The sequence below is a fragment of the Psychrobacter sp. M13 genome, assembly GCF_030718935.1.
Taxonomy (GTDB): Bacteria; Pseudomonadota; Gammaproteobacteria; order Pseudomonadales; family Moraxellaceae; genus Psychrobacter; species Psychrobacter immobilis_G.
Window position 1 is genome coordinate 601,937 of the sequence record NZ_CP132194.1, and the last position, 22,301, is coordinate 624,237.

General features: G+C 43.0%; 12 protein-coding genes. 9 read left to right on the forward strand and 3 right to left on the reverse strand.

The window, feature by feature from the left end:
- Positions 1 to 60 precede the first annotated feature (60 nt).
- The 3 genes from Q9G97_RS02575 (at position 61) to Q9G97_RS02585 (ending at position 6,686) form a co-directional block, all read left to right on the forward strand.
- The gene (locus Q9G97_RS02575; protein WP_305899608.1) at positions 61 to 6,168 is read left to right on the forward strand and encodes a DNA repair ATPase; all 6,108 of its coding nucleotides are present in this window, start codon (positions 61 to 63) and stop codon (positions 6,166 to 6,168) included.
- Between the two features lie 21 nt (positions 6,169 to 6,189).
- Positions 6,190 to 6,351, forward strand: coding sequence for a DUF2256 domain-containing protein (locus tag Q9G97_RS02580; RefSeq protein ID WP_201571802.1), 162 nt, complete (start codon positions 6,190 to 6,192; stop codon positions 6,349 to 6,351).
- 188 nt (positions 6,352 to 6,539) lie between these two features.
- Positions 6,540 to 6,686: a DUF2256 domain-containing protein gene (locus Q9G97_RS02585; protein ID WP_305899609.1), complete on the forward strand. Its 147-nt coding sequence runs from the start codon at positions 6,540 to 6,542 to the stop codon at positions 6,684 to 6,686.
- A 55-nt stretch (positions 6,687 to 6,741) separates the two neighbouring features.
- Here Q9G97_RS02585 and Q9G97_RS02590 read toward each other — a convergent pair whose 3' ends face one another.
- Complete coding sequence (locus Q9G97_RS02590; RefSeq protein ID WP_305899610.1) at positions 6,742 to 8,319, reverse strand: hypothetical protein; 1,578 nt, start codon at positions 8,317 to 8,319, stop codon at positions 6,742 to 6,744.
- Between the two features lie 494 nt (positions 8,320 to 8,813).
- On the opposite strand from Q9G97_RS02590, the gene Q9G97_RS02595 reads away from it, so the two are divergent.
- Together Q9G97_RS02595 and Q9G97_RS02600 are read left to right on the forward strand one after the other, a co-directional pair.
- Positions 8,814 to 10,205 carry a hypothetical protein gene (locus Q9G97_RS02595; protein WP_305899611.1) on the forward strand — a complete coding sequence of 464 codons (1,392 nt, stop codon included), beginning with the start codon at positions 8,814 to 8,816 and terminating at the stop codon, positions 10,203 to 10,205.
- Between the two features lie 321 nt (positions 10,206 to 10,526).
- On the forward strand, positions 10,527 to 11,891 hold the full coding sequence (locus Q9G97_RS02600) for a hypothetical protein (RefSeq protein WP_305899612.1): 1,365 nt from the start codon (positions 10,527 to 10,529) through the stop codon (positions 11,889 to 11,891).
- Between the two features lie 80 nt (positions 11,892 to 11,971).
- Here the strand turns inward: Q9G97_RS02600 and metH are convergent, their stop codons facing one another.
- Entirely contained in the window at positions 11,972 to 15,757 is a 3,786-nt protein-coding gene (gene metH / locus Q9G97_RS02605; protein WP_305899613.1) for a methionine synthase, read from the reverse strand.
- 386 nt (positions 15,758 to 16,143) lie between these two features.
- Between metH and Q9G97_RS02610 the strand changes: the two genes are divergently transcribed.
- Positions 16,144 to 16,698, forward strand: coding sequence for a fasciclin domain-containing protein (locus tag Q9G97_RS02610; protein ID WP_201571816.1), 555 nt, complete (start codon positions 16,144 to 16,146; stop codon positions 16,696 to 16,698).
- Positions 16,699 to 16,986: 288 nt separating this feature from the next.
- Positions 16,987 to 17,577, forward strand: coding sequence for a fasciclin domain-containing protein (locus tag Q9G97_RS02615; RefSeq protein ID WP_305899614.1), 591 nt, complete (start codon positions 16,987 to 16,989; stop codon positions 17,575 to 17,577).
- Positions 17,578 to 17,937: 360 nt separating this feature from the next.
- Here Q9G97_RS02615 and Q9G97_RS02620 read toward each other — a convergent pair whose 3' ends face one another.
- Positions 17,938 to 19,500 (reverse strand): sodium:alanine symporter family protein, encoded by a 1,563-nt coding sequence (locus tag Q9G97_RS02620; protein WP_305899615.1) that lies wholly within the window; start codon positions 19,498 to 19,500, stop codon positions 17,938 to 17,940.
- 753 nt (positions 19,501 to 20,253) lie between these two features.
- Between Q9G97_RS02620 and Q9G97_RS02625 the strand changes: the two genes are divergently transcribed.
- Together Q9G97_RS02625 and Q9G97_RS02630 are read left to right on the forward strand one after the other, a co-directional pair.
- Positions 20,254 to 20,865: a LemA family protein gene (locus Q9G97_RS02625; protein ID WP_201571823.1), complete on the forward strand. Its 612-nt coding sequence runs from the start codon at positions 20,254 to 20,256 to the stop codon at positions 20,863 to 20,865.
- A gap of 179 nt (positions 20,866 to 21,044) precedes the next feature.
- Positions 21,045 to 22,250 carry a YgcG family protein gene (locus Q9G97_RS02630; protein WP_305899616.1) on the forward strand — a complete coding sequence of 402 codons (1,206 nt, stop codon included), beginning with the start codon at positions 21,045 to 21,047 and terminating at the stop codon, positions 22,248 to 22,250.
- The last annotated feature ends 51 nt before the right edge of the window (positions 22,251 to 22,301 follow it).

A 22,301-nucleotide genomic window follows, 5' to 3' on the forward strand; every position in this document is an offset into this window, starting at 1 on the left:
TTAACAACCATTTGCAAAATTTTCCTTATCGCCTAAAAATTAAAGTAGAGAAGAAGAGTAATGGCAGATACACCAAACCCAAACGATTTAAGTAGCACTGGCAAACAAGACCAAGCGGACAAGGCCGTTGCCTCAGGCAATGCTTATGAGCTGATTAAAAAGCGCTTAACCGAGCAGGGCAGTCGCTTAGAGCAGCAAACGGCGACCTTAAATAACGCGCGACTTGAAGAGTTCGGCAGCACGCAAATGCAAGTCATTGCCCGCACCCGTATTCGTACTGAATACAACTGCGTCGCGCAAGATATGGTGCAAGTCGGCGAGTATCTGCTGTTTGGCTACAACGTGTTTATGGGGCTTAAGCGCGCCAGCAATATCAAAGATGTGCTCTCGCTATATCGCTTGCTTGAGCCAGCAGGTGGCGAAGAAGAGTATCAGCTCGAAGAAGTAGAGCTAAAAGATACTTTTTTAGATCAGACCGCCTTTGTACAAGACTTCAATGAGCTATATCGCTATTATAAACAAACCCGTCTGATTCAGATCACAGTCAAAGACAGCAAGCTGCTATTGGCGTTTCAGATCGGTGAGCGTATCACGGATATTCGGGTGTTTCGCTTTGCCTTAGACTTTAGTGAAGGCACGCCAGAGTCTGCACAAGTCGCTTACGTGGACAATCGCGGCGAGCGTGATATTGAGCTGCCACCCGCTTATGATTTTGAATGGATTGATACTACCCGCGAGCAGATGGTCAACGGCAAGCACCCACATATGAATATCTTAGATACGGTATTTGTCGAGACTATCGGCGGTGATTTAACCATTAAGATCGAGGATAACACCCAATCAGGATTGGGGATCTACAAAGAATCGGTAACGGATACCACGCAGTCGCTGACCGACGCTCAGATAGCTTATGCCAAAGTGGGCAGCTTAATATTACTCAAAATACTGCCGTATCGAGAAACAGATTATCGCTATTTTGTCTATAACACTTTGACTGAGACCGTACTGCGCCTAGACGCTATCGGCCAGTCGTGTGTACAGCTGCCTGAGGATCACGGCATTATTTTCCCTGGTGGCTATTACTTACAAACGGGTGAGCATAAGCTGTTTGAGAGCCAAGAAGCTAGCGCTAAAGACTTGAAGTTTAAGCGCAAAATTGTCTCGCCTAATGGTGAGGATGTGTTGTATTTATTTTATGATATGGCGCTTGGGGTTACTGGATTATTCCCTTATAACTTAATCAAAAAACAATTGGCAAACCCAATTTATTGCAACGGCATGGCGCTGGCTGAGAACGGTCAATTGGTACTGTTTAGCGCCCAAACTGAGCCATCACGTATTCATCCGATGCAAATATGGCATACCCCTTATGCCTCAGATGAGTATATTAGCGAGCTACCCGAGAGCACCAACTTTTATGGCAAAATCGGTAATAAAGAGCTAGTACGCGGTATCTCAGATCTATATAGCATCACCCGCTTGATTGATAATCAAAGCGTCTCACAAAAGCTTTATGAAGAGCTTGCCGATAATACTAGCCGACTGTTTGACAGCTATTATTGGCTAAACGAGCCTGAGCTTGCCGAGGTCGCCAGCAGTATCAAAGAGGTCACAGCGACCGCTGAGCTGGTCATTGATGAATTTGCCAAAGTTCAAAGCGTCCAAAAGCAAACGCAGACCGCCTTAGCCGATGCCGAAACCAAGCAAAATGAGATTACTCGGCAGATTAAAATCACTACCTTTGAGTCTGCAAGCGACTATGTCGAGCAGTTATCAGCGCTTAGGCGACAAAAGGGTCATTTAGTCAGCTTAGAGAACTTACGTTATTTAGATAGTGATAAGTTGCAAGCGCTACAAGAGCAGCTTGAGAGCGCAGAGAGCGAGCTTGCTGAGCAAACCGTAAAATATCTTAGTGGCGATGATGCATTATCGAGTTACGAGGGTATTTTGACTGACGTCAACGAGCGTTTGCAGACGAGCGAGACTAATTCTGAGCTCAAACCCGTGTTAGAGACTATCGATAATACCGCGCAAGGCTTAGATCTATTAACTGAGCTACTCGGCACGCTTGATGTCGCTGATGCGACGGTGCGTACTCAAATCATCGATGATATATCTGCTATCTACTCGCGTCTCAATCAGACTAAAGCTAAGCTGAATCATAAGCGCAAAAACTTAGGCTCAGTCGAAGCTATTGCGCAGTTCGGCGCGCAGTTTAGGCTGTTTGGTCAGTCGATAGCCAATGCCTTATCTACCGCCAATACTCCTGAAAAATCAGATGAGCAAATGGCCAAGCTGCTGGTACAGTTAGAGGAGCTTGAAGGTCAATTTGCTGATCCAGAAACGGGCGGTGGTGATCAGTTTTTAGCAGATATCATCAGCAAACGCGAAGAGATTTATGAGACCTTTGAGAATCATAAACAGCAGCTGCTCGATGCGCGTAACCGCAAAGCTCAGAATTTAGGCGATGGCGCTCTGCGTATGCTAGAGAGCATAAAAAAGCGCACTCAAAGCACTGGAGTCACAGGCTTTAAAGATGAAGATGGCCTCAATACTTATTTTGCCGCCGATGGACTGGTACAAAAGGTACGCGCCATTGCTAAGAGCCTGCAAGAGATGGGCTTTAGTGTCAAAGCGGATGATATCGATGCGCGACTAAAAGCCATTCAAATTGAGAGCTACAAGAGTCTAAAAGATAAGTCAGACTTATTTGAAGATGGCGGTCAAATCATTAAGCTTGGCAAACACCGCTTTTCGGTCAATACTCAGCCATTGGATTTAACCCTGCTCAGTCGCCAGCAAACCAACGGCCAGCGTATTCTTAACCTACATTTAACGGGTACGGACTATTACGAAGTGCTCGATAACGCTGAGCTAAACGCATTACGTCCTTATTGGGATATGAATATCGCCTCCGAGTCCGAGCAAGTTTACCGCGCCGAGTACTTAGCTTATAGCATTATTGAAAGCGCCAAGAATAATAACGATGGCCTAACGGAAGCGCGACTTTATCAAGCTTATGACGAGACAGCGAATACTATAGATAGCAGTGGCGAGCTAGATGATGACAGTTCATTATCTAAGCTAGTAAAAGCCTATGCCACGCCGCGTTATCAGCTTGGCTATGAGAAAGGCATCCATGATCATGATGCCACCTTGCTGCTCATGCAGATATTGCCAACGCTACGCGAAGCGGGCTTGCTGATTTATACCCCGCAAGTACGTGCTTTAGCCCAGCTGTTTTACTGGCAGCTCAGGCTAGTACAAGCTTTAGGATTGCCTGCATTAAATCAATACAATTACAGCCAATGGCTAAATGAGCAGACATTGACGCGTATTAATAATTGGCTGGATCGCGCGATTACCGCTGAGCAGTTGCGTCGCAGCTTAGGTAGTGATACCGCCAAAGCCTTACTAATCGATGATATAAGTACAGTGATGAGCGACTTTGTGTCCGCTTATAATGATATTGATAATAATAGTAGTAACGATAGTAAAGGTGACGCAGACAGTAGTATATTCGCCCAAAGTCACGTACAGCTGGCTTGTGAATATTTGGTCAGCGTGATGGGTCAAGCCGCCGAGCATAATGCAGCCCAAGGAATACAGTGGCAAACCAGCCAAAAAGCCCAACAGCTATGTGAGCAGTTAAACAAAACGCTAAATAAAGCAGCAAGCAGTACTGTGAATAAAGGCAGTGCCAGCTTTGAGCAGTTGCAAACCTCAGTGGCCAAGTTAAGCTTCCAGCCTAAATCTGCTTATGAGTTACTAGCCACTTGGTTTAATGCGCTACTAGATAAAACCTATGGTAGCGAGGTGGCAGGCGAGTCAACCGCTGATAGCAACGTTGATGCTAATGTGGATAGTCAGGGCAACCCGCTCAGCGAAGCGCAAATCGCTACTATGGAGGAAGAGGAGGCACAGCGTAAGCAGCAGCTGGAGAGCGGTCGTCATTATATACCTGAAGCGATCAGCATGTTATTGACGCAGCTAACCGATAGCCAGCGCGAAACGCTTATGCAAGGGGTGCTGGATTCAGGTGCGAGCGCTAATAAAACCAATAAGCCTATAACTAGTGGCTTGTCTACCCAAGCTACTCAAACATCACTAACCAGCCTCAATAATCCACTCAATCAAGCGCAGAGCTTTGAGCGTAGCACAGGCAAGGTATCACTTGAGATAAAAGTAGATAATTTATTAGGTGAGCATGAGCGCATCCACAGCCAAACGCTCACCTTTGCGGTTGATGACTTCTTAAATCGCTTGCACTATCATGATGCACAGGTCATCCCTAGCTATAAGCGCTACTTGTCGTTACGCTCAGAGATATTAAATGACGCCAAAGAGACGCTAAGACTTAATGAATTCATGGCGCGTCCATTATCCTCGTTTGTGCGTAACCGCCTAATTAATGAGAGCTACCTACCATTGATAGGTGACAACCTCGCCAAGCAGATGGGCAGCGTCGGTGAGGATAAGCGTACCGACTTGATGGGTATCCTGATGATGATATCGCCACCAGGTTATGGTAAGACGACTTTGATGGAGTACGTGGCGAACCGTCTGGGCTTAATCTTTATGAAGATCAACTGTCCGTCATTAGGTCATGATGTCACCTCTCTAGACCCTGCCAAAGCGCCTAATGCTACCGCGCGTGAGGAGCTAAATAAAATTAACTTAGCCTTTGAGATGGGCAATAACGTCATGCTCTATCTTGATGATATTCAACATACCCATGCCGAGTTTTTGCAGAAATTTATCTCACTAGGTGATGGTACGCGTCGTATCGATGGCGTCTGGCAAGGCAAGACTAAAACTTATGATATGCGCGGCAAAAAGTTCTGCGTCGTTATGGCAGGTAACCCGTACACTGAAAGCGGTGAAGCCTTTAAAGTTCCTGATATGCTCGCTAACCGTGCCGATATCTATAACTTAGGCGATATCATGAGCGGTATGGAAGAGGTGTTTGCCCTCAGTTATATCGAGAACTCGTTAACCTCAAATAGCGTACTTGCGCCCTTAGCTAATCGTGATTTAAGCGACGTCCATCGCTTAATAAAAATGGCAAAAGCTGACAATACTAATTTGCTACAGGCACAAAGTAGCGAGCTGAGCTATCCGTATAGCACCTCTGAGATCAATGAGATTATCGCCATCTTGCGCCATATGTTCACCGTGCAAGAAGTGATCCTCGATGTGAACCAAGCCTATATCGCCTCGGCATCACAAGATGATAGATATCGGGTTGAGCCGATATTTAAGTTGCAGGGCAGCTATCGTAATATGAATAAGATGACCGAAAAGCTATCAGCGGTCATGAACAAAGATGAGCTAAATCAGCTGATTGACGATCACTACCTAGGCGAGTCACAGCTCTTAACTCAAGGGGCTGAGAGCAACTTACTTAAGCTTGGCGAGATGCGTGGTGAGCTGGATGAGGCAGAAGCGGAACGTTGGGAGCAGATCAAAGCGGACTTCCTACGTAACAAAGCTATGGGCGGCGCAGACGGTGATGTTGGCGCGCGCATCGTGGCGCAACTGGTCGATGTGGTTGGTGGCTTTAAGACCATCAATAGCCAATTCGATCAATATCTCATTCAAAACGATCCAGGGCAACTGGCGCGTTTAAAAGAAGCAGAGCAGCAAGTGCGGATAGCCGCACAGTTAGAAGCGCAAAAGTTGCTAGCGGATGATTGTGTCAAAAGTCTTGTCACTGGTTTTGTGAATAACGCCAATGTCGTCAGCAAGAGTATCGATAATGGCTTTGAGCAGAGTTTAGATAAGCTCACTCAGATCTATCGTCACGATCATAAGATAGAGGGCGAGCACCTACAGCAAAACCAAGCGCTACAACAACAGCTGGTCATCAAGCTGATCACAGCCGCCGAGCAGCTGGCAGGGTCTATGTCAAAAAATATGGCGCAAAATATCGGCGATAGCTTATCAAAAAGTCTACTCGATAGCGGGGTGGCAAATACTACCAATCATACGACTGATACTGCACAGCAAACTGAGCTAATGGCAAATGCATTGAAGCAAGCATTAGCGCCACTAACCACGCGTATGGATGAGAAGCTGGCACTTGATACTAGTACAGAGCAGTCTGGTAAAATGATCGTAGAGTGCTTAAATCGACTGAATACTATCTTTAATGAGCATAACCAATAAATAATTTATTAAGAGAAAATCATGGCGCATAAAAAGAAGAATGTCCGCAAAAAAGAATGCCCTGTCTGCGAGCGCGAGTTTAGCTGGACTAAAAAGTTGGATAAAAACTGGGAAAGCATGGTTTATTGTTCAGACCAATGCCGAAGGGTTAAGAAATATGAAGGTTTAGAGCATCAAAAATAATGCAAAAAATTGTGTTTGAAATTTATGGTCGGTTGTATGCTGGGTTTTTAACCCAGCATTTTATATCTCGGTAACAAAATTTTTGCAATTGACGAGTAGGGTGCGCCCCGCGCACCAGTTTAGAAAGCTATCCTATTAACACAATATTAGCCTTCTAAATAACTATGAAAATAATAAAAGGGAACGTCATGGCACATAAAAAGGTCAACCTACCACAAAAAATCTGCCCTGTATGCCTGCGACCTTTTACTTGGCGCAAGAAATGGGAGAAGGACTGGGAGCAGGTGATTTATTGTTCTGAGCGTTGTCGGCGGGCTAAATCAAAAAATGATTAGCGCAAAATAAAAAACTCAGCCTATCCCTTGATAAGCTGAATTTTATTTTTGGGATTTAATGACGTTTGAAATTATAAGTTCGTAGATCCTCGTTTTCATCCTGTTCGCTTTCATCAATGACAAGTATCAAGTTATCACCAGATACATTAATAGAGATATATGGAGAGCCATATAACCCAGTATCCCCGGGTGAACTAAAGATTCTCGAACCCATTGTGAGTTCACCTTGATTATTTATTGTATATCCGCTCCAAGTCATACCAGATTGTTTTGGGTCTGAGTCCGTAGAATCAAACGGTGGCTTTTCATCGACTTCTATATGTGCAAGGGTACCATCTTCAAAAAATGCAAAGGTCAGTAGCTCATTTTCATTATTAGCATCAATGTTTGTCCAGACTCCTAATTCATTCTCAGATTTTGCTCTAGAAAAATGATAAGACTCATTATCATCTATAACACCATTTTGATTTTCGTCAACTTTAAGCGTTAGTGTATCACCAGAAAGGGAGAGATAATGATTACGGGGGTCTGGTAGCATATCTGGGTCTGATAAGCCAGTATCACCGTTGTTGTCAGAGATTGGAACGATCGTCAATGCGCCTGTCCTATTGTTCAGAGTGTATTTACCCCACTCAAAACCAGATAACTCATCGTTGGAAGTATCGTAAGGTATCTCTTCATCAACCTCCACATGAAGGTAGGTGCCATCATCATAGAATGCTAAGGTTAATAGCTCATTGTCTGTATCTTTATTTTCCCAAAGCCCTAATAGATCTTTTGAATCTACTTGATCTGTAGGGTTGTTATCAGCGGTAAGTTTTGAAAAGCCAAATATCTCGTCATTATCTATAGTGCCATTTTTGTCTTCATCAACTTCAATGATTAGCTTACCGTTCACGATTCGAGCATATCGAACGAGCGGATCGGACAATCCAGATTCGCCATTGTTATCAAACAGTTGAGTGGTAGTGAGTGACCCAGTTACATCATCAATAACGTAAGTTCCCCATTCCATGCCGTTTTTAGGATTGTTAATTGATCTGTCTTCTTCATCGACTTGTACGTGTACATAAGTACCATCTTCAAAAAATGCCACTCCTAGCAAGCCTTCATCGATATCATCACTGCCCCAAGCACCTAAGAGGCCTTCAGACTTGGTTTCTGAAAAACTGAAAACTTCATCGCTACCTATTATACCGTCATCATTTTCGTCTATTTCAAGCGTGAGCGTGCCATCTGAAACCCGAGCATAGCGTGTGATAGAGTCTGACAGTCCAGCGCTACCATTGTTATCAAAGACGGGGGTCGTGGTCAACTCTCCAGTATCATCATCAATAGTATATTTACCCCATTCCATACCTCCTTCTGAATTAGTCACTACTTGTCTTAAAGATTGCATCTTAGCAATTTCAGGTCTTTCATTAGCTTCTAAATGAATGTAAGTTCCATCGTCTAAGAAAGCTATAGTCAAAAGCTCATCATCGGTATCGTTACCAGTCCAAACCCCAAGGATTTCAGCCTTTATATCTGATTGATCGGGGGGTGTAGTCGAAGATCCATCATCGTCATCATCACACCCTTGCAAAAAGAGCGCGGTGGTAATGGCGAGCAGGGTTAATTTAAATAATTTCATTTTCTTTCTCTCCTTGAATGAAAAATGCAAACCTAGATAAACTAAAAGCGCTACGTCATCACCTTATTTTTGTCTTAAAAAGTAAAATATTGAAGCGCTTATATAACAAGGTATCATTTTTAAAACGTTTGTCAATATGCGTTTATATGAATATATTAAATATCTTTAACACTGTTGAATAGGATAGGATGTCTTCTGAAGATAAAGCATTTAATGAATAGCAATTAAGCTAACAGACTGATACTGATACTTATTTTTAAATTTTATCGAGATAAAGAGCGGAGAAAAAGTCACATATTGCATCTTAAAAAAATATCTGTAGATGAGTTGCTATTAATTCGGTATATTGAATATAAAGGGAAACCTGGCTTTGAGTGCCACACGTCTACCTTACTGTACGGATCATGAAGAAATCTATTTTATCTTTGATGTAAATAAACGAATCGAGGAACTGATAAGTTTTTGCTGATGAAATGACTACAAGGATGTTTTTTATGAAATATATAGTCGTTGTTCTTTGCTACTTTATATTGAGTTCTTGTGCGACTATTTCTGATCAGGCCTATCATAAAATTGACTGCCTAAATAGAGAGGCTTGCTCCGATGTAGAGTTAGATACGTATATCAACCCTGTCACTACTATGGTCATCAAAAATGGATTGTCAGCCCATAAAAGTGACGACGCGAGCATAGAAGAGGGTGACAAAATTGAGCCAACGGTTTTTGGCTCATTTTATTTAGAGTATAACGAAAGGGGTCAAAAGTTTGAGGGTGATAGGCAGATGGCTGTTATCAGGCGTGCTATAGATACTTCTGACAAGCCGATTTATTTGGTAGTTTATGTGCATGGCTGGAATAACAATGCAGACACCACTAGCGTGCAAAAAGAATTCGATACGGTCACTTTCCCCTATCTACTTGCTCGTCGCAGCTTTCAGAATCCTGATATGAATATCATAGGTGTCTATGTTGGCTGGCGTGGCGCCAAATACAAATATTTTCCAGCGAAGTTTTTGACGCCGCTGGATGGAGCTCGTACAGCGGATACGATTGGCAGTTATGGGGAAGTACGAGGTGATCTGATTGCTTTGGCCAAGCATGTTGAAAAAAGTACCCATTCAGGATACTCGCTGATTATAGGACATTCTTTTGGTGGTAGGCTGTTATCGCGGGCTTTTATGGCTGACTTAGCCCATATAGAGTCTATTGATGATTGGCCTTTAGGGAGCCGATCCCTATTGATGTGTTTGAATCCTGCTATAAGTGCAAAAGCTTTTGACGAAGTATTTAATAAAGCTGCTGAGAATAAGGTGGGCTTGCAACGACCTATTTGGCTGAATGTAACCTCCAAAGATGACTTTACTACCCGCCGTCTATATCCGCTAGCGCGTTTTATTGGGCAAAACCTATCGACTGAACCTGCTAATGTCAATCAAACTCACAAGACGATAGGGCATTATGAGCCTTATCTCTCCTATGAGCTTATCATCGCTGAAAAAGATAAGTTATCTGGCAAAAGTCACTGTAGCCCTGATAATGATAGCTGGTTTGCAGTACCTTCACGCGAGTCAAAATACAATAGTAATAACAATAGTCATCGAACCCAAGCCAATAAAGCTTGTAGTGAAGCTCTGTATCTATATGGAAATAAGAGCATTACCAACGAAGAGCAGCGTTCTAATATAACTGAGCTGATAGCGCTTTATGAAAACCCAGCAAAAGAGGCGAGCCATATCTGGAATGTAAGGATGGATGAATCCCTGCTGGAACAGGGGTCTGCTGAGTCTGTTCTCAGAAAAGGTGGTCACTCTGCGGATGTGCGGGCAGTCCTCGGGCGTATGCTGGATGATATGTTATTCACCCCACCAGAGAAGCCGTTGGAGTGATTGGGGTTTTATAGTTAATCGGGTCAAAGTCGTTTTGATAGGCGTAAGAAAGGGGAGCAGATGGTTTGTTGTTTTGGGTATTGTTGGCAGACGAAAATGAAAATGACTAGTTTGAAATATTCACGATTGAATTAATAATTACTATATTCATAATTTATCTTAATAAAATAAGTTCTTTATTTTCTTATAAAAATTTTGTATATTTATATATGTCATATATTGAATATATTGAATAGCTTCTTTAGCTATACCTGATAAAAATTGTAGTTTGACAAGGAGCTTATAATTCATTTCAGTAAAATAAATACAAGGATGTTTATTATGAAATATATATTTGCTTTTTTTTGCTGCTTTATTTTAAGTTCCTGTGCGACTATTCCTGATCAAGCCTATCATCCAGTGGATATAAATCCTGTCACCAACATAGTTATTAAAAATGGTTTTAAAGCTTATTTGGATGATAATGATCAACTTGATTATGATAAAGATATAATAAATAAAACGTCTTTTAGTCGGTTTTATTTAGAATATAACGAAGATGGTAAGAAATTTGAGGAAAATAAGCAGTTAAATCTTATTAAGAATGCTATAGACACTTCTGACAAGCCCGTTTATTTAGTTGTTTATGTGCATGGGTGGAATAATAATGCCAACACTGATGGAGTAGAGGAGAATTTTGATACAGAAGCATTTCCATACCTACTGGCTCGTCGTAGCTTTCAGAATCCTGATATGAATGTAATTGGTGTTTACGTTGGTTGGCGTGGCGCTAAATATAAGTACCGTCCCGCTCATTTTTTAACTCCACTTGATAGAGCTCGTGCAGCTGATTTTATTGGTGAGAAAGGAGAAGTGCGAGACGACTTGATAGAGTTAACTAATCACGTTGAAAAAAGTACTCACTCAGGTTATTCATTGATTATGGGTCATTCTTTTGGTGGCAGGTTATTGTCTCGAGCATTTATAGATGATCTAGCCAATACAAAGTCTATTGCCGACTGGCCTCTAGGAAAAAAGTCACTACTTGCTAATCTCAATCCAGCAATAGGAGCGGATGCATTTGACAAAATATATAGTGATATTCCTGGGCGTGGTGAGAGTTTACAGCGTCCTCTATGGATAAACTTAACCTCTGAAGATGATAATAGTACTAAAACGACATTTCCAAGAGCTCGATTCCTCTTACAAGACCTTACTGATAAGCCTTATTCAGGGGTGAATGATACCGTAGGTCATTATATGCCGTATCTTTCTCATTGGGTTACTTCTGCAGGTGGTATAGTTGGCCCTGTCGATAACAATAATAAAAACACAGAGGCAGATTTAATTAATTGTAAGTTTGAAGATGCTGAAGTAATTTTGAAAGATAATAAACCTTGGTTTGAGATACCTACAACTCTTGAGGATTGTGCCACACGCCACCTTTATGAAAATAAAGAACATGGAAAAAATGAGTTTCAGTACTATACAACAGGATTATGGCCTTTCGATTGGGCTACGGCAGAGACTGCCAAAAGTAAATTAGGGTATATGTGGAATTTTCAGGTAGATGATACTTTGATTGATCATAGTGAAACTGAGGAAAAAGCTAGTGGGAACGGACCACACAATGCCTTTGTACAAACAATCCTTGGTCGTATGCTTGATGATATGTTATTCACACCACCAGAGAAACCATTGGATTGACGGTCTAATGTGTTTGATTTAGCTTTAAAAAAGGCGCTTTTCAAGAAAAGCGCCTTTTCCTATAAATATACGTACGCAGCCTACAAATTCGGATTTAACCACTTCTCAGCGGTTTTCATATCCCAGCCTTTACGCTCCGCATAACTCTCTAACTGATCGGTGCTAATTTTACCGACATTAAAATACACACTTTCAGGATGCGAATAATAAAAGCCACTAACCGAAGACGCAGGCCACATCGCGTAGCTCTCCGTTAGCGTTGTACCGATAGCCTCAACCGTACCGAGCCAATCGAATAGCTTGCCTTTCTCCGTATGCTCAGGGCAGGCAGGGTAGCCAGGGGCAGGGCGGATGCCGACGTATTTTTCCTTGATCAGCTCATCATTGCTTAATTCTTCTTCAGGCAGGTAGCCCCAATAGTCGGTACGGATTAACTTATGCAGATGCTCAGCAAAGGCTTCGGCTAAGCGATCAGATAACGCCTGTACCATAATCGCATTATAGTCATCGCCGTTGCTCTTGTATGCTTCAGCGATCGCCTCAGTACCTGTCATTGAGACGGTAAAGCCACCAAGATAATCGGTATAGGCATCGACTGACGAGATAAAGTCTGCCAAGCTATAGTTAGGCGTGCCACTGGCTTTGTCACTCTGTTGACGTAAATGCTCAAATTGGTATTCTGCTGTGCCGCCCTCAGTCGGTGCTTTGTCGTAGACAGTAACCGTGTCGCTACCCGTACGCCGTGCTGGCGCTATCTTAAAGACACCTTTGGCAATGACTAACTTTTCATCAATCATTTTTTTGAGCATATCTTCTGCATTACTGTATAAGTCACGCGCGGCCTCACCAACCACATCATCTTGCAGAATCTTAGGGTATTTACCTGCCAGACCCCACGAGATAAAGAACGGTGTCCAGTCAATAAAGGGAATTAACTTCTCTATCGGATAATCATCAAAGATAACTTGACCTAACTTATTAGGCACAGGCGGCATATAGTTTTCCCAATCAGCTTTATAACCTGCCTCGATTGATTCAGCATAGGAGAGCTTGGCGGCTTTGGGTTGGCGCTTAGCTAGGCGCTCGCGAACTTTGATATATTCTTCGCGAGTTTCATCGATGAGCGCTTGGCGGTTGTCTTTGGAGAGTAGCTTAGTGACTACACCGACGGCGCGTGAGGCATCAGAGACATAGATGACGCCATCGTTTTGATATTGCGGCTCGACTTTGACCGCCGTATGCGCTTTGGAAGTCGTTGCGCCACCGATCATTAATGGCAAGGCCATACCGCGCTCTTGCATTTGCTTGGCGACATAAACCATCTCATCGAGACTTGGGGTGATCAGCCCTGATAAGCCAATGATATCGACTTTTTCCGCGATCGCGGTATCGAGGATCTTTTCGCACGCTACCATCACGCCCAAATCGATAATATCATAGCCATTACAGCCGAGTACCACGCCGACGATATTTTTACCGATATCATGGACATCGCCTTTTACGGTCGCCATCAGGATTTTACCTTTGGTTTCGCCTTCGACCTTTTCAGCTTCGATATACGGGTTCAGCCAAGCGACCGATTGCTTCATCACGCGTGCGGATTTGACGACCTGCGGTAAGAACATTTTACCCGCACCGAATAAGTCACCGACGATATTCATACCATCCATTAATGGCCCTTCGATGACCTCTAGTGGTTTGGGGTATTTCTCCCACGCCTCTTTGGTATCGGCTTCGATAAAGGTGGTAATGCCTTTGACAAGAGCATGAGCGATACGCTCTTCTACTGATCCTTCGCGCCAAGTCATATCGACAGTGCTGTCTTTTTTCTTGCCGCCATCTTGGTAATTTTCGGCAGCAGTCATCAGCCGTTCAGTCGCATCTTGTCCGCTCTCACCTTGATTGCGATTAAGCATGACATCCTCAATCGCCTCGCGAGCATCGACAGGAATGTCATCATAGATCTCCAGCATGACAGGGTTGACAATACCCATAGTTAAGCCGTTTTGAATCGCATGATAAAGGAATACGGAGTTGATCGCCTCACGAATCGGATTACCACGGAAACTAAACGAGACGTTAGAGACGCCGCCTGATACCATCGCATTGGGCAGATTATCAGTTATCCATTTGGTCGCGTTGATAAAGTCCGCGCCGTAGTTATTATGCTCAGTGATACCCGTGGCGACCGCAAAGATATTCGGGTCAAAAATAATGTCCTCTGACGGAAAGCCCACTTCGTTGACCAATACATCATAACTGCGCTGACAGATTTGAGTTTTGCGCTCAAAGGTATCGGCTTGTCCGTCTTCATCAAAGGCCATAACAATGATAGCCGCACCATAGCGCATGCAGAGACGGGCGCGCTCGACGAACTCAGCATGACCTTCTTTTAAGGAGATAGAGTTGACGACGGACTTACCTTGGATACGTTTGAGACCTTCTTCGATGATGTCCCATTTCGAGGAGTCAATCATTAAAGGCACACGGCTGATATCAGGCTCGCCAGACACGAGGTTCACAAAATGAATCATCGCCTGCTTGGAGTCCAGCATGCCCTCATCCATATTGATATCGACGATCTGCGCGCCGCCTTCGACTTGGTCACGCGCCACATCCAGCGCCTCGTTATAGGCTTCGGTCTTAATCAAACGTAGGAACTTTTTAGAGCCTGTAACGTTGGTACGCTCACCAACGTTGACGAATAAGCTATCGGCGGTAATATTAAACGGCTCAAGTCCAGACAATCGACAGGCAGGGGCAATCTCAGGAATCACCCGCGGTGGGTAGTTGGCGACCATATTGGCAATTTGCCGAATGTGCTCAGGGGTTGTACCACAGCAGCCGCCAACGATGTTTAAGATACCCGCTTTAGCAAAACCCTCAAGCAATGCTGTTGTTTCTCTCGCGCTCTCATCATATTCACCGAACTCATTGGGCAAGCCAGCATTAGGATGCGCAGACACATACATGTTGGCGATATTAGATAGTGTCTGAATATGTGGTCTGAGCGCATCGGCACCAAGCGCACAGTTAAAGCCAACCGATAATGGTTTGGCATGGCGCACTGAGTTATAAAAGGCTTCAGCAGTTTGCCCCGATAACGTACGACCCGAAGCATCAGTAATCGTGCCTGATATCATAATCGGCAGCTCAAAACCGATATCAATAAAGACGCCTGTTACCGCAAAGATTGCCGCTTTGGCATTGAGCGTATCAAAGATAGTTTCGATAAGAATAATATCGACACCTGCTTCTATCAACGCAAGTGTTGATTCGCGATAATTCAGCACCAGCTCATCAAAGGTGATATTACGAAAGGCAGGATCATTGACATCAGGTGATAGCGAACAAGTACGCGAGGTTGGCCCAATGACGCCAGCGACAAAACGCGGTTTATCAGGATTCTGTGCAGTAAATTCATCAGCGGCCGCACGTGCAAGCTTTGCTGCGGTTTTATTGAGCTCAGGCACTAGATATTGCATATCATAGTCGGCCATCGACAGCCGTGTACCATTAAAGGTATTGGTCTCAATAATATCAGCACCTGCCTCTAAGTGCGCCAGATGAATCTCTTTAATCATATGCGGCTGGGTTAGCACGAGCAGATCATTATTACCACGCACGTCTTGCTCGATATCAGCAAAGCGCTCACCGCGATAGTCCGACTCCTCCAGCTTATAATTCTGGATATGAGTGCCCATCGCCCCGTCAAGCATCAAAATTCGTTTTGCCATCTGCTCAGTAATACGCGCGCGTGCTGTCAGTTGTGCCTCTTTGAATGGGAACACCTCTGGCGGCGTCAATATAAAATCGTTAGGGCGAGAGTTATCGGTGGCAGGCACAGCCGTTATTGAATCAGTCATAGGAAATAGCTTATATCGTCAGATTTAAAGGGGAGAGGGCTTAAATAATGAGCAACAAATACTGAATATTTTAGCATGGAATGATTAGTGAATAGGGACAACCTATAATCAATATTCGACTAATAAGTAATTCGTTAATAGTGTTTTATGTAAAGCATAGTGATCTAAGCTCTCTAATTAACAACTGTAGTTACATGGATATTACAAAAAGTAGCGTAATCACAAGATAACATCTTTACTTTGTATGTTAATTTAAGTTCAGAAGGATAGCTCCTACATTAGCTTTACTTATAAATAGTTTAATAATGAAGTCAATAAAAGCTATGCGAGCTTGCTTTTATATCAAAAATTCTCGTAAGACTAATTTTTTTATCAAGGATATGATTATGAAATTTACTAAAATTGCCACCATTGGAACGCTAGCACTTTCAATAGCTGGGCTATCTGCTTGTAATAACATGATGCCTATGCAAAAAGCAGAAATGAAAGCGCCAATGCACAGTCAATCTATGGCTAAAATGAACATTGTGCAAGTTGCTCAAAGCAATCCTGATTTTTCAGTATTGGTTGAAGCAGTACAAGCAGCAGGATTAGGCAGCATGTTATCTGATCCTAATGGTCATTATACTGTGTTCGCTCCTACTAATGCTGCATTCATGCAAGCACTGCAAGAAACAGGAATGACTAAGGCTCAGTTATTTGCTAATAAGCCTTTATTAACTAAGATTCTAGCGGGTCATGTTGTTGATGGTGATATGGCAATGTACGCCAAAGACGTCAAACCAGGTAGCGTTATGACGGCCAGTAACGATACTATTGTAATAACTCCGCAGATGATGGTGATGGATGAAAATGGTCGTACTGCTAAACTATTAAAAACAGATATAGCAGCCAACAATGGTGTTGTCCATGTTATCGATAAAGTACTATTACCAAAATAAATAATATCTATACATTAGCTTATATTACATAGGTCGAACATAAGTTAATATTTATGATAAGCTGATCTACTGGGTTGCCAATAATGAATGCTATCCTTATTGGCAATTTTGATATCTAACTCACTGTTCATGTTTAGTAATGCATGCATTGCTAGCCGTTATTCTTCACGAGTTACTTGCACAATGGCTGCTGGTATCTTTTCAATATTTTAAAGTTAATAGTTTAAAGTCAGAATGTTTATTTTTATTAATCGTTTGACTAATATTTAATTTCAAAAGGAAATATCTATGTTTAAGAAGAGTTTATTATCGCTAGCAATCGCTACAACAGCTTTAACTTTAGTTGCTTGTAATAATGCAGAAACTGTTGATCCTGTTGAGCCAGAAGTAACCACTGAAGAAGTCGTTGTTGAGCCAATGGCAGAAGCCGATCCAATGGTAGAAGCTGATCCTATGGCTACTCAAAGCATCGCAGAAATCGCGGCTGGTAATGAGAATCTAACTATTTTAACAGCAGCGCTTCAAGCAGCTGGCCTTGATACGATGATGATGGATGCTGGTACTTACACTGTATTCGCTCCTACTGATGATGCTTTCGCTCCTGTTTTAGAGAAGCTTGGCGTAACCAAAGAAGAGCTATTGGCTAATACTGACTTGTTGAAAAAAGTACTTCCTTATCATGTAGTACCTATGGTTGTTATGGCAGCTGATATTCCTTATGGTACTGATGTTGCTACCGTAAATGGTGCAACTATCAATATCAGCGATGCTAATGTCATCACTGATGCATCAGGCGGCACGGCTAACATTACTGGTACTGATATCATGGCAACCAACGGTGTTGTTCACACTATCGATGCCGTATTAATGCCTGAGTAATATCTAATCTAAGCAACATTCAGTAGTTAACACTGATAAGAGCCCAGCCACTAACGCTGGGCTTTTTCATGGCTGCTCAATTCTTTAAAATTAAGCTATCCATAGAGTATGCTCTGTGCATCGCTCATTTGTCATATTGTTCTCTACTAGTAAAACACTACTGATAGCTACAGCTTTCCGTCTCGCTTTAAAAACTAATAATAGTCTTATCATTTGGCCTTGCATAATTAAAGAGTTTGTTAAACTTGCCTTAGACTCATTACACCTCTTCAATCATAAAAAATAGCAGACTGCAAAAAAGCCCGAGACTTTGGTCTCAGGCTTTTAATGTTTTGCTAGGTTTAACTATTTAAGCTTAAATTATACTCTAGGCTCTTTACGTAGCACTTCCTTCTCTTGCAAAGCGACTTCAGCAGCATGACGCTCTTCCCAATAAGTTGCGTTCTTGATACCGAATTTCTTAGGATCAAAGACGAATCTCTTGGCAGTCGTACCACCACCCGCTTTTAGCTGGGCTTCGTAATCTCGTAAGATGTCGATAGCAGGACGGGCAACAAAGAAGATCACGAGGATACCAACAATGTTGAGCCAAGCCATTAAGCCAACACCAACATCGCCAAGACCCCAAATATAACCCGCTGAGTTAAGACCACCATAAGCGACCATAAACATGATAACAAGCTTGACAACAAACTGACCTGCTTTACTAGCGCCTTTACCCATAGAGCGAGTAAGGTAAGAGATGTTGACTTCAGCGATGTAGTAGTAAGCCAAGATTGTCGTAAAGGCAAAGAAGAATACCGCTATCGCAATAAAGGTATTACCAAACTGACCGTAGACTGATTCCATCGCCATCTGCGTAAATGAAGGTGAGTTAATCTCAACAGTCGCCGCTACGTTTTGGACTAAGAACTGACCATCAGCAAGTTCACCTTGGATATTGTACATGCCTGTAGATAAGATCATAAAGGCAGTAGCAGAACAAACAAGTAACGTATCAACATAGACTGAGAACGCTTGTACTAGCCCTTGCTGTGCTGGATGATCGACCGCTGCAGCTGCTGCCGCGTGAGGACCTGTACCTTGACCTGCTTCGTTTGAGTAAATACCACGCTTAACACCCCAACCGATAGCAGCACCAAAACCTGCTTGAGCAGTGAAAGCGTCACCAACGATTGCACCAAACACTTCTGGAACGGCACTAAAGTTTGCGAACATGATAAATAGTGCTAGAACGATATAGCCTACTGCCATAAAAGGAACAGCATATTCAGTAAAGGTAGCGATACGCTTGATACCACCAAAGATAATGAAGGCTAATACCAATAAGATAATACCAAGGGCGATAACACGAGTAGTACCCGTCTCAATCCCCATGAAGTTCATGACTGACCCTTCACCAGCGACCTGTGCTACCGCGTTGATAACGCCGTTGGCCTGTACACCAGGTAGGAACACACCACAAGCAATGATCGAGGATATAGCAAATAAAATACCATACCATTTTTGACCCAGCGCTCGCTCGAAGTAATAAGCAGGACCACCACGATACTCGCCCGTGACCACGTCACGCTCTTTATAAATCTGACCTAAGGTAGATTCTACATAAGCGGTTGATGCGCCCAAAAAGGCCACAATCCACATCCAGAATACGGCACCTGGACCACCAAAACCAATGGCAGCGGCAACACCTGCGATGTTACCCATACCGACACGACCTGCTAGAGAGACTGCTAATGCCTGAAAAGATGAGATACCATCATTATCAGGTTTTCCTTTAAATAGCAGACGTATCATTTCGCCGAATAGACGAACTTGCACGAAGCGGGTCATAATTGAATAAAACAGACCGGCACCCAAGCATAAATAAATTAATGCTGGGCTCCAAATAATATTGTTCGCTAAATTGACTAAACCTTCCATATCTATATTCCTTTAACTGTCTCAAATTGGATACGCTCAGTGAAGATAACTATTCTTCATTGAAGCATACCGATGAGTATGGATATCAGTTGTCTGTATTTGTCCGCTAAGCTTTAGTATTATCTTTATTATCATATCGATAAAAGCTGTATAGATAAAAACTTGAGCTGCAGGGAAATTCCTTTTGCCGTAATAGTCACAATAACGCAGGGTTATCAATAAGCTATAATACTTTAAAACATCATAAACTAATGTCTTAAAACATCATGCGATAATAATAATCCTGTTAAAAGCTAATGCATAACGCTAATAATGATATCTAAATCTAATCTACAAATAGCAATATGAATCTATGAGTATTAAATATGTTATCAATTACTTACTAAATGTATGTGAACCATACGGCTACGTAACTGCAATTTGCCATAATTTCAATGTAATTGCTAGGTATTTTTTTGATTCATCAGTCTCAAAGCTAGTAAAATTGAGCTAATTAGATAAACGTAGAGTAATTCAACTGTCTTGGTATTTACTCAAATTGCAAATAGGCAGAATCTGCTTCTTTTGTCTTTAAGACAAACTATGAAGTTGTATTTTGTAACGGTGAATTGTAAAACAGCCGCCATATCGTCATTATTATCACCATATACGCAGTCTGAGTGTTATTTGCTACAAGCTATCACTGCATACTGAATAATATTTTATAAAACGAATTATTTATCTGTTTATAGTTATTTATTAGGAGAAACCTATATGATATCGAAATCTATCGTAAAACCCATGCTGCTATCAGCGGTATTAGCGACCTCTACTATCGGCCTGAGCGGCTGTGGCTATAACAATCTACAAGCGCAAGATGAGCAAGTAACGGCTTCTTGGTCAGAGGTGGTCAACCAGTATCAGCGCCGTGATGATTTAGTACCCAACTTGGTCAAAGTCGTCAAGCAGTATGCCGATCAAGAGCAAGAAGTATTTACTGGTGTGGCTCAAGCGCGCTCACAAGCAGGGGGTATTACTATAACGCCAGAGCTGCTCAACGATCCACAAGCGATGGAGCGTTATGCTGAGGCGCAGCAGCAGATGACAGGCGCTTTATCACGTCTGATGGCGGTGTCTGAGCGTTATCCTGATCTCAAGTCAGACGCGCTATTTCAAGACCTGCAAGCACAGTTAGAAGGCACGGAGAACCGCATCGCTGTCGCGCGTAACCGCTATATTCAAGAGGTACAGGGCTATAATACTACGGTACGTCAGTTCCCAACTAATATCACCGCCAAAGTATTCGGTATGGATGCTAAGCCGAACTTTAGCGTAGCTGATGAAGAAGCTATCTCTACCGCTCCTGACGTTGAATTTGGTGAGTAGCTTTTTGCATAACAGCGAGATGAGCATAAGAGCAGATAAAGCATGGTTTTGTCTGCTTTGCTGATAATGCGGTAGGCTTTACTCATTATCGATAAGTTTGCTGTATTTTCTAGTAGGAATAACTAATTATAATTTTAAGGTACTGATTTTAAGTGCTGATATTAGGTGGTAGAGAGCAGATGACCAATTCAAAAGCAATCGCAGCAGCCTTACTTCTAACGCTTAGCGCTACTAGTATGACGGCGCTACATGCTGCATCGAATGACGTTGCTGTTGCTGCCGCTAATGATATCGCCAGTGGCAGTGACGAGCAAAATCGCAGTGTCGAGGACTTAATTGCTATCGCCAAAGCGGGCGAGAACAATGAGGCGATCAATGATGCGGTGCTGGGTAATGAAGCGATTAACGAAGCTATTTTAGGTAACGATGCCTTAGGCAACGATTCGATTAACCCAAATGCGCGCTCAGAGGCTAATAACAGTGCTACGACCAATCAAGCGCCTGTTACTTCTAGTGCTACTGGTGTTGACGTGGACAAATTGATTCTCAATAGTCCAGTCGTCGATCAAGCCAATATCTTAAATCCACAACAAAAGCAGCGCTTAGAGGCGCAGCTACAAGGTATCTATCGTCAGGGCTTAGCACAAGCGGCTGTCGTCATTGTACCGACGACTAGTGGTATACCTATCTTTGATTACTCACTACAAGCGGCTGAGAAGTGGCAGTTAGGCGAGGCCGATACTGACGATGGCTTGCTGATTGTGGTCGCTGTCAATGATCGAGATATGTACATCTTAACGGGTTATGGTCTAGAGGGCGTATTACCTGATGGTGCCTTGAACCGTATCATTCGTAAAGATATTACTCCTTATTTTAAGCCTGAAAACGGCAGTCGCTACTTTGAGGGCATATCTAACGGTATTAGCCAGATTGAAGCGCGCTTGACCGCAGATCCAGAGATATTAGCGCAAGCCGATGCACAAGCCGCTGAGCGTGCTCAAAGTACTGGTAGTTCTGACGAAGTGCCATCTCCTGTTTTCCTATTCATCATGGCGATGATATTCGGTAGTTTTATTACTAATATATTCGGTCGAGTATTCGGGTCAATCTTGACTTCTGGGGGTTTCTTTGTCGGGTCGCTAGCGTTAGGCGGTGGCCTTTTTATGACCATTATTATGGCTATCTTCCTGTGGTTATTCTTAATTTCACGAGGTTCAGGTGGCGGTAGAGGTGGTGGGAAAGGCGGACGTGGCGGCGGTGGGATGATATTCCTCCCAGGTGGTGGCTCTAGCGGTGGCGGCTTCGGCGGCGGTGGATTTGGTGGTGGCGGCTTCGGCGGCGGCGGCGGTGGTTTCGGTGGCGGTGGTGCTGGTGGCTCTTGGTAGCGACTATCTATTTTGCCATCTTGCTATAGCAGCTATTTTAGCGACTTTGGT

Bases quoted from the DNA above. Each gene is read 5' to 3' on its own strand.
- Q9G97_RS02575 (WP_305899608.1), top strand. From the start codon at position 61: ATGGCAGATACACCAAACCCAAACGATTTAAGTAGCACTGGCAAACAA.
- Q9G97_RS02580 (WP_201571802.1), top strand. From the start codon at position 6,190: ATGGCGCATAAAAAGAAGAATGTCCGCAAAAAAGAATGCCCTGTCTGC.
- Q9G97_RS02585 (WP_305899609.1), top strand. From the start codon at position 6,540: ATGGCACATAAAAAGGTCAACCTACCACAAAAAATCTGCCCTGTATGC.
- Q9G97_RS02590 (WP_305899610.1), bottom strand. From the start codon at position 8,319: ATGAAATTATTTAAATTAACCCTGCTCGCCATTACCACCGCGCTCTTT.
- Q9G97_RS02595 (WP_305899611.1), top strand. From the start codon at position 8,814: ATGAAATATATAGTCGTTGTTCTTTGCTACTTTATATTGAGTTCTTGT.
- Q9G97_RS02600 (WP_305899612.1), top strand. From the start codon at position 10,527: ATGAAATATATATTTGCTTTTTTTTGCTGCTTTATTTTAAGTTCCTGT.
- metH (WP_305899613.1), bottom strand. From the start codon at position 15,757: ATGACTGATTCAATAACGGCTGTGCCTGCCACCGATAACTCTCGCCCT.
- Q9G97_RS02610 (WP_201571816.1), top strand. From the start codon at position 16,144: ATGAAATTTACTAAAATTGCCACCATTGGAACGCTAGCACTTTCAATA.
- Q9G97_RS02615 (WP_305899614.1), top strand. From the start codon at position 16,987: ATGTTTAAGAAGAGTTTATTATCGCTAGCAATCGCTACAACAGCTTTA.
- Q9G97_RS02620 (WP_305899615.1), bottom strand. From the start codon at position 19,500: ATGGAAGGTTTAGTCAATTTAGCGAACAATATTATTTGGAGCCCAGCA.
- Q9G97_RS02625 (WP_201571823.1), top strand. From the start codon at position 20,254: ATGATATCGAAATCTATCGTAAAACCCATGCTGCTATCAGCGGTATTA.
- Q9G97_RS02630 (WP_305899616.1), top strand. From the start codon at position 21,045: ATGACCAATTCAAAAGCAATCGCAGCAGCCTTACTTCTAACGCTTAGC.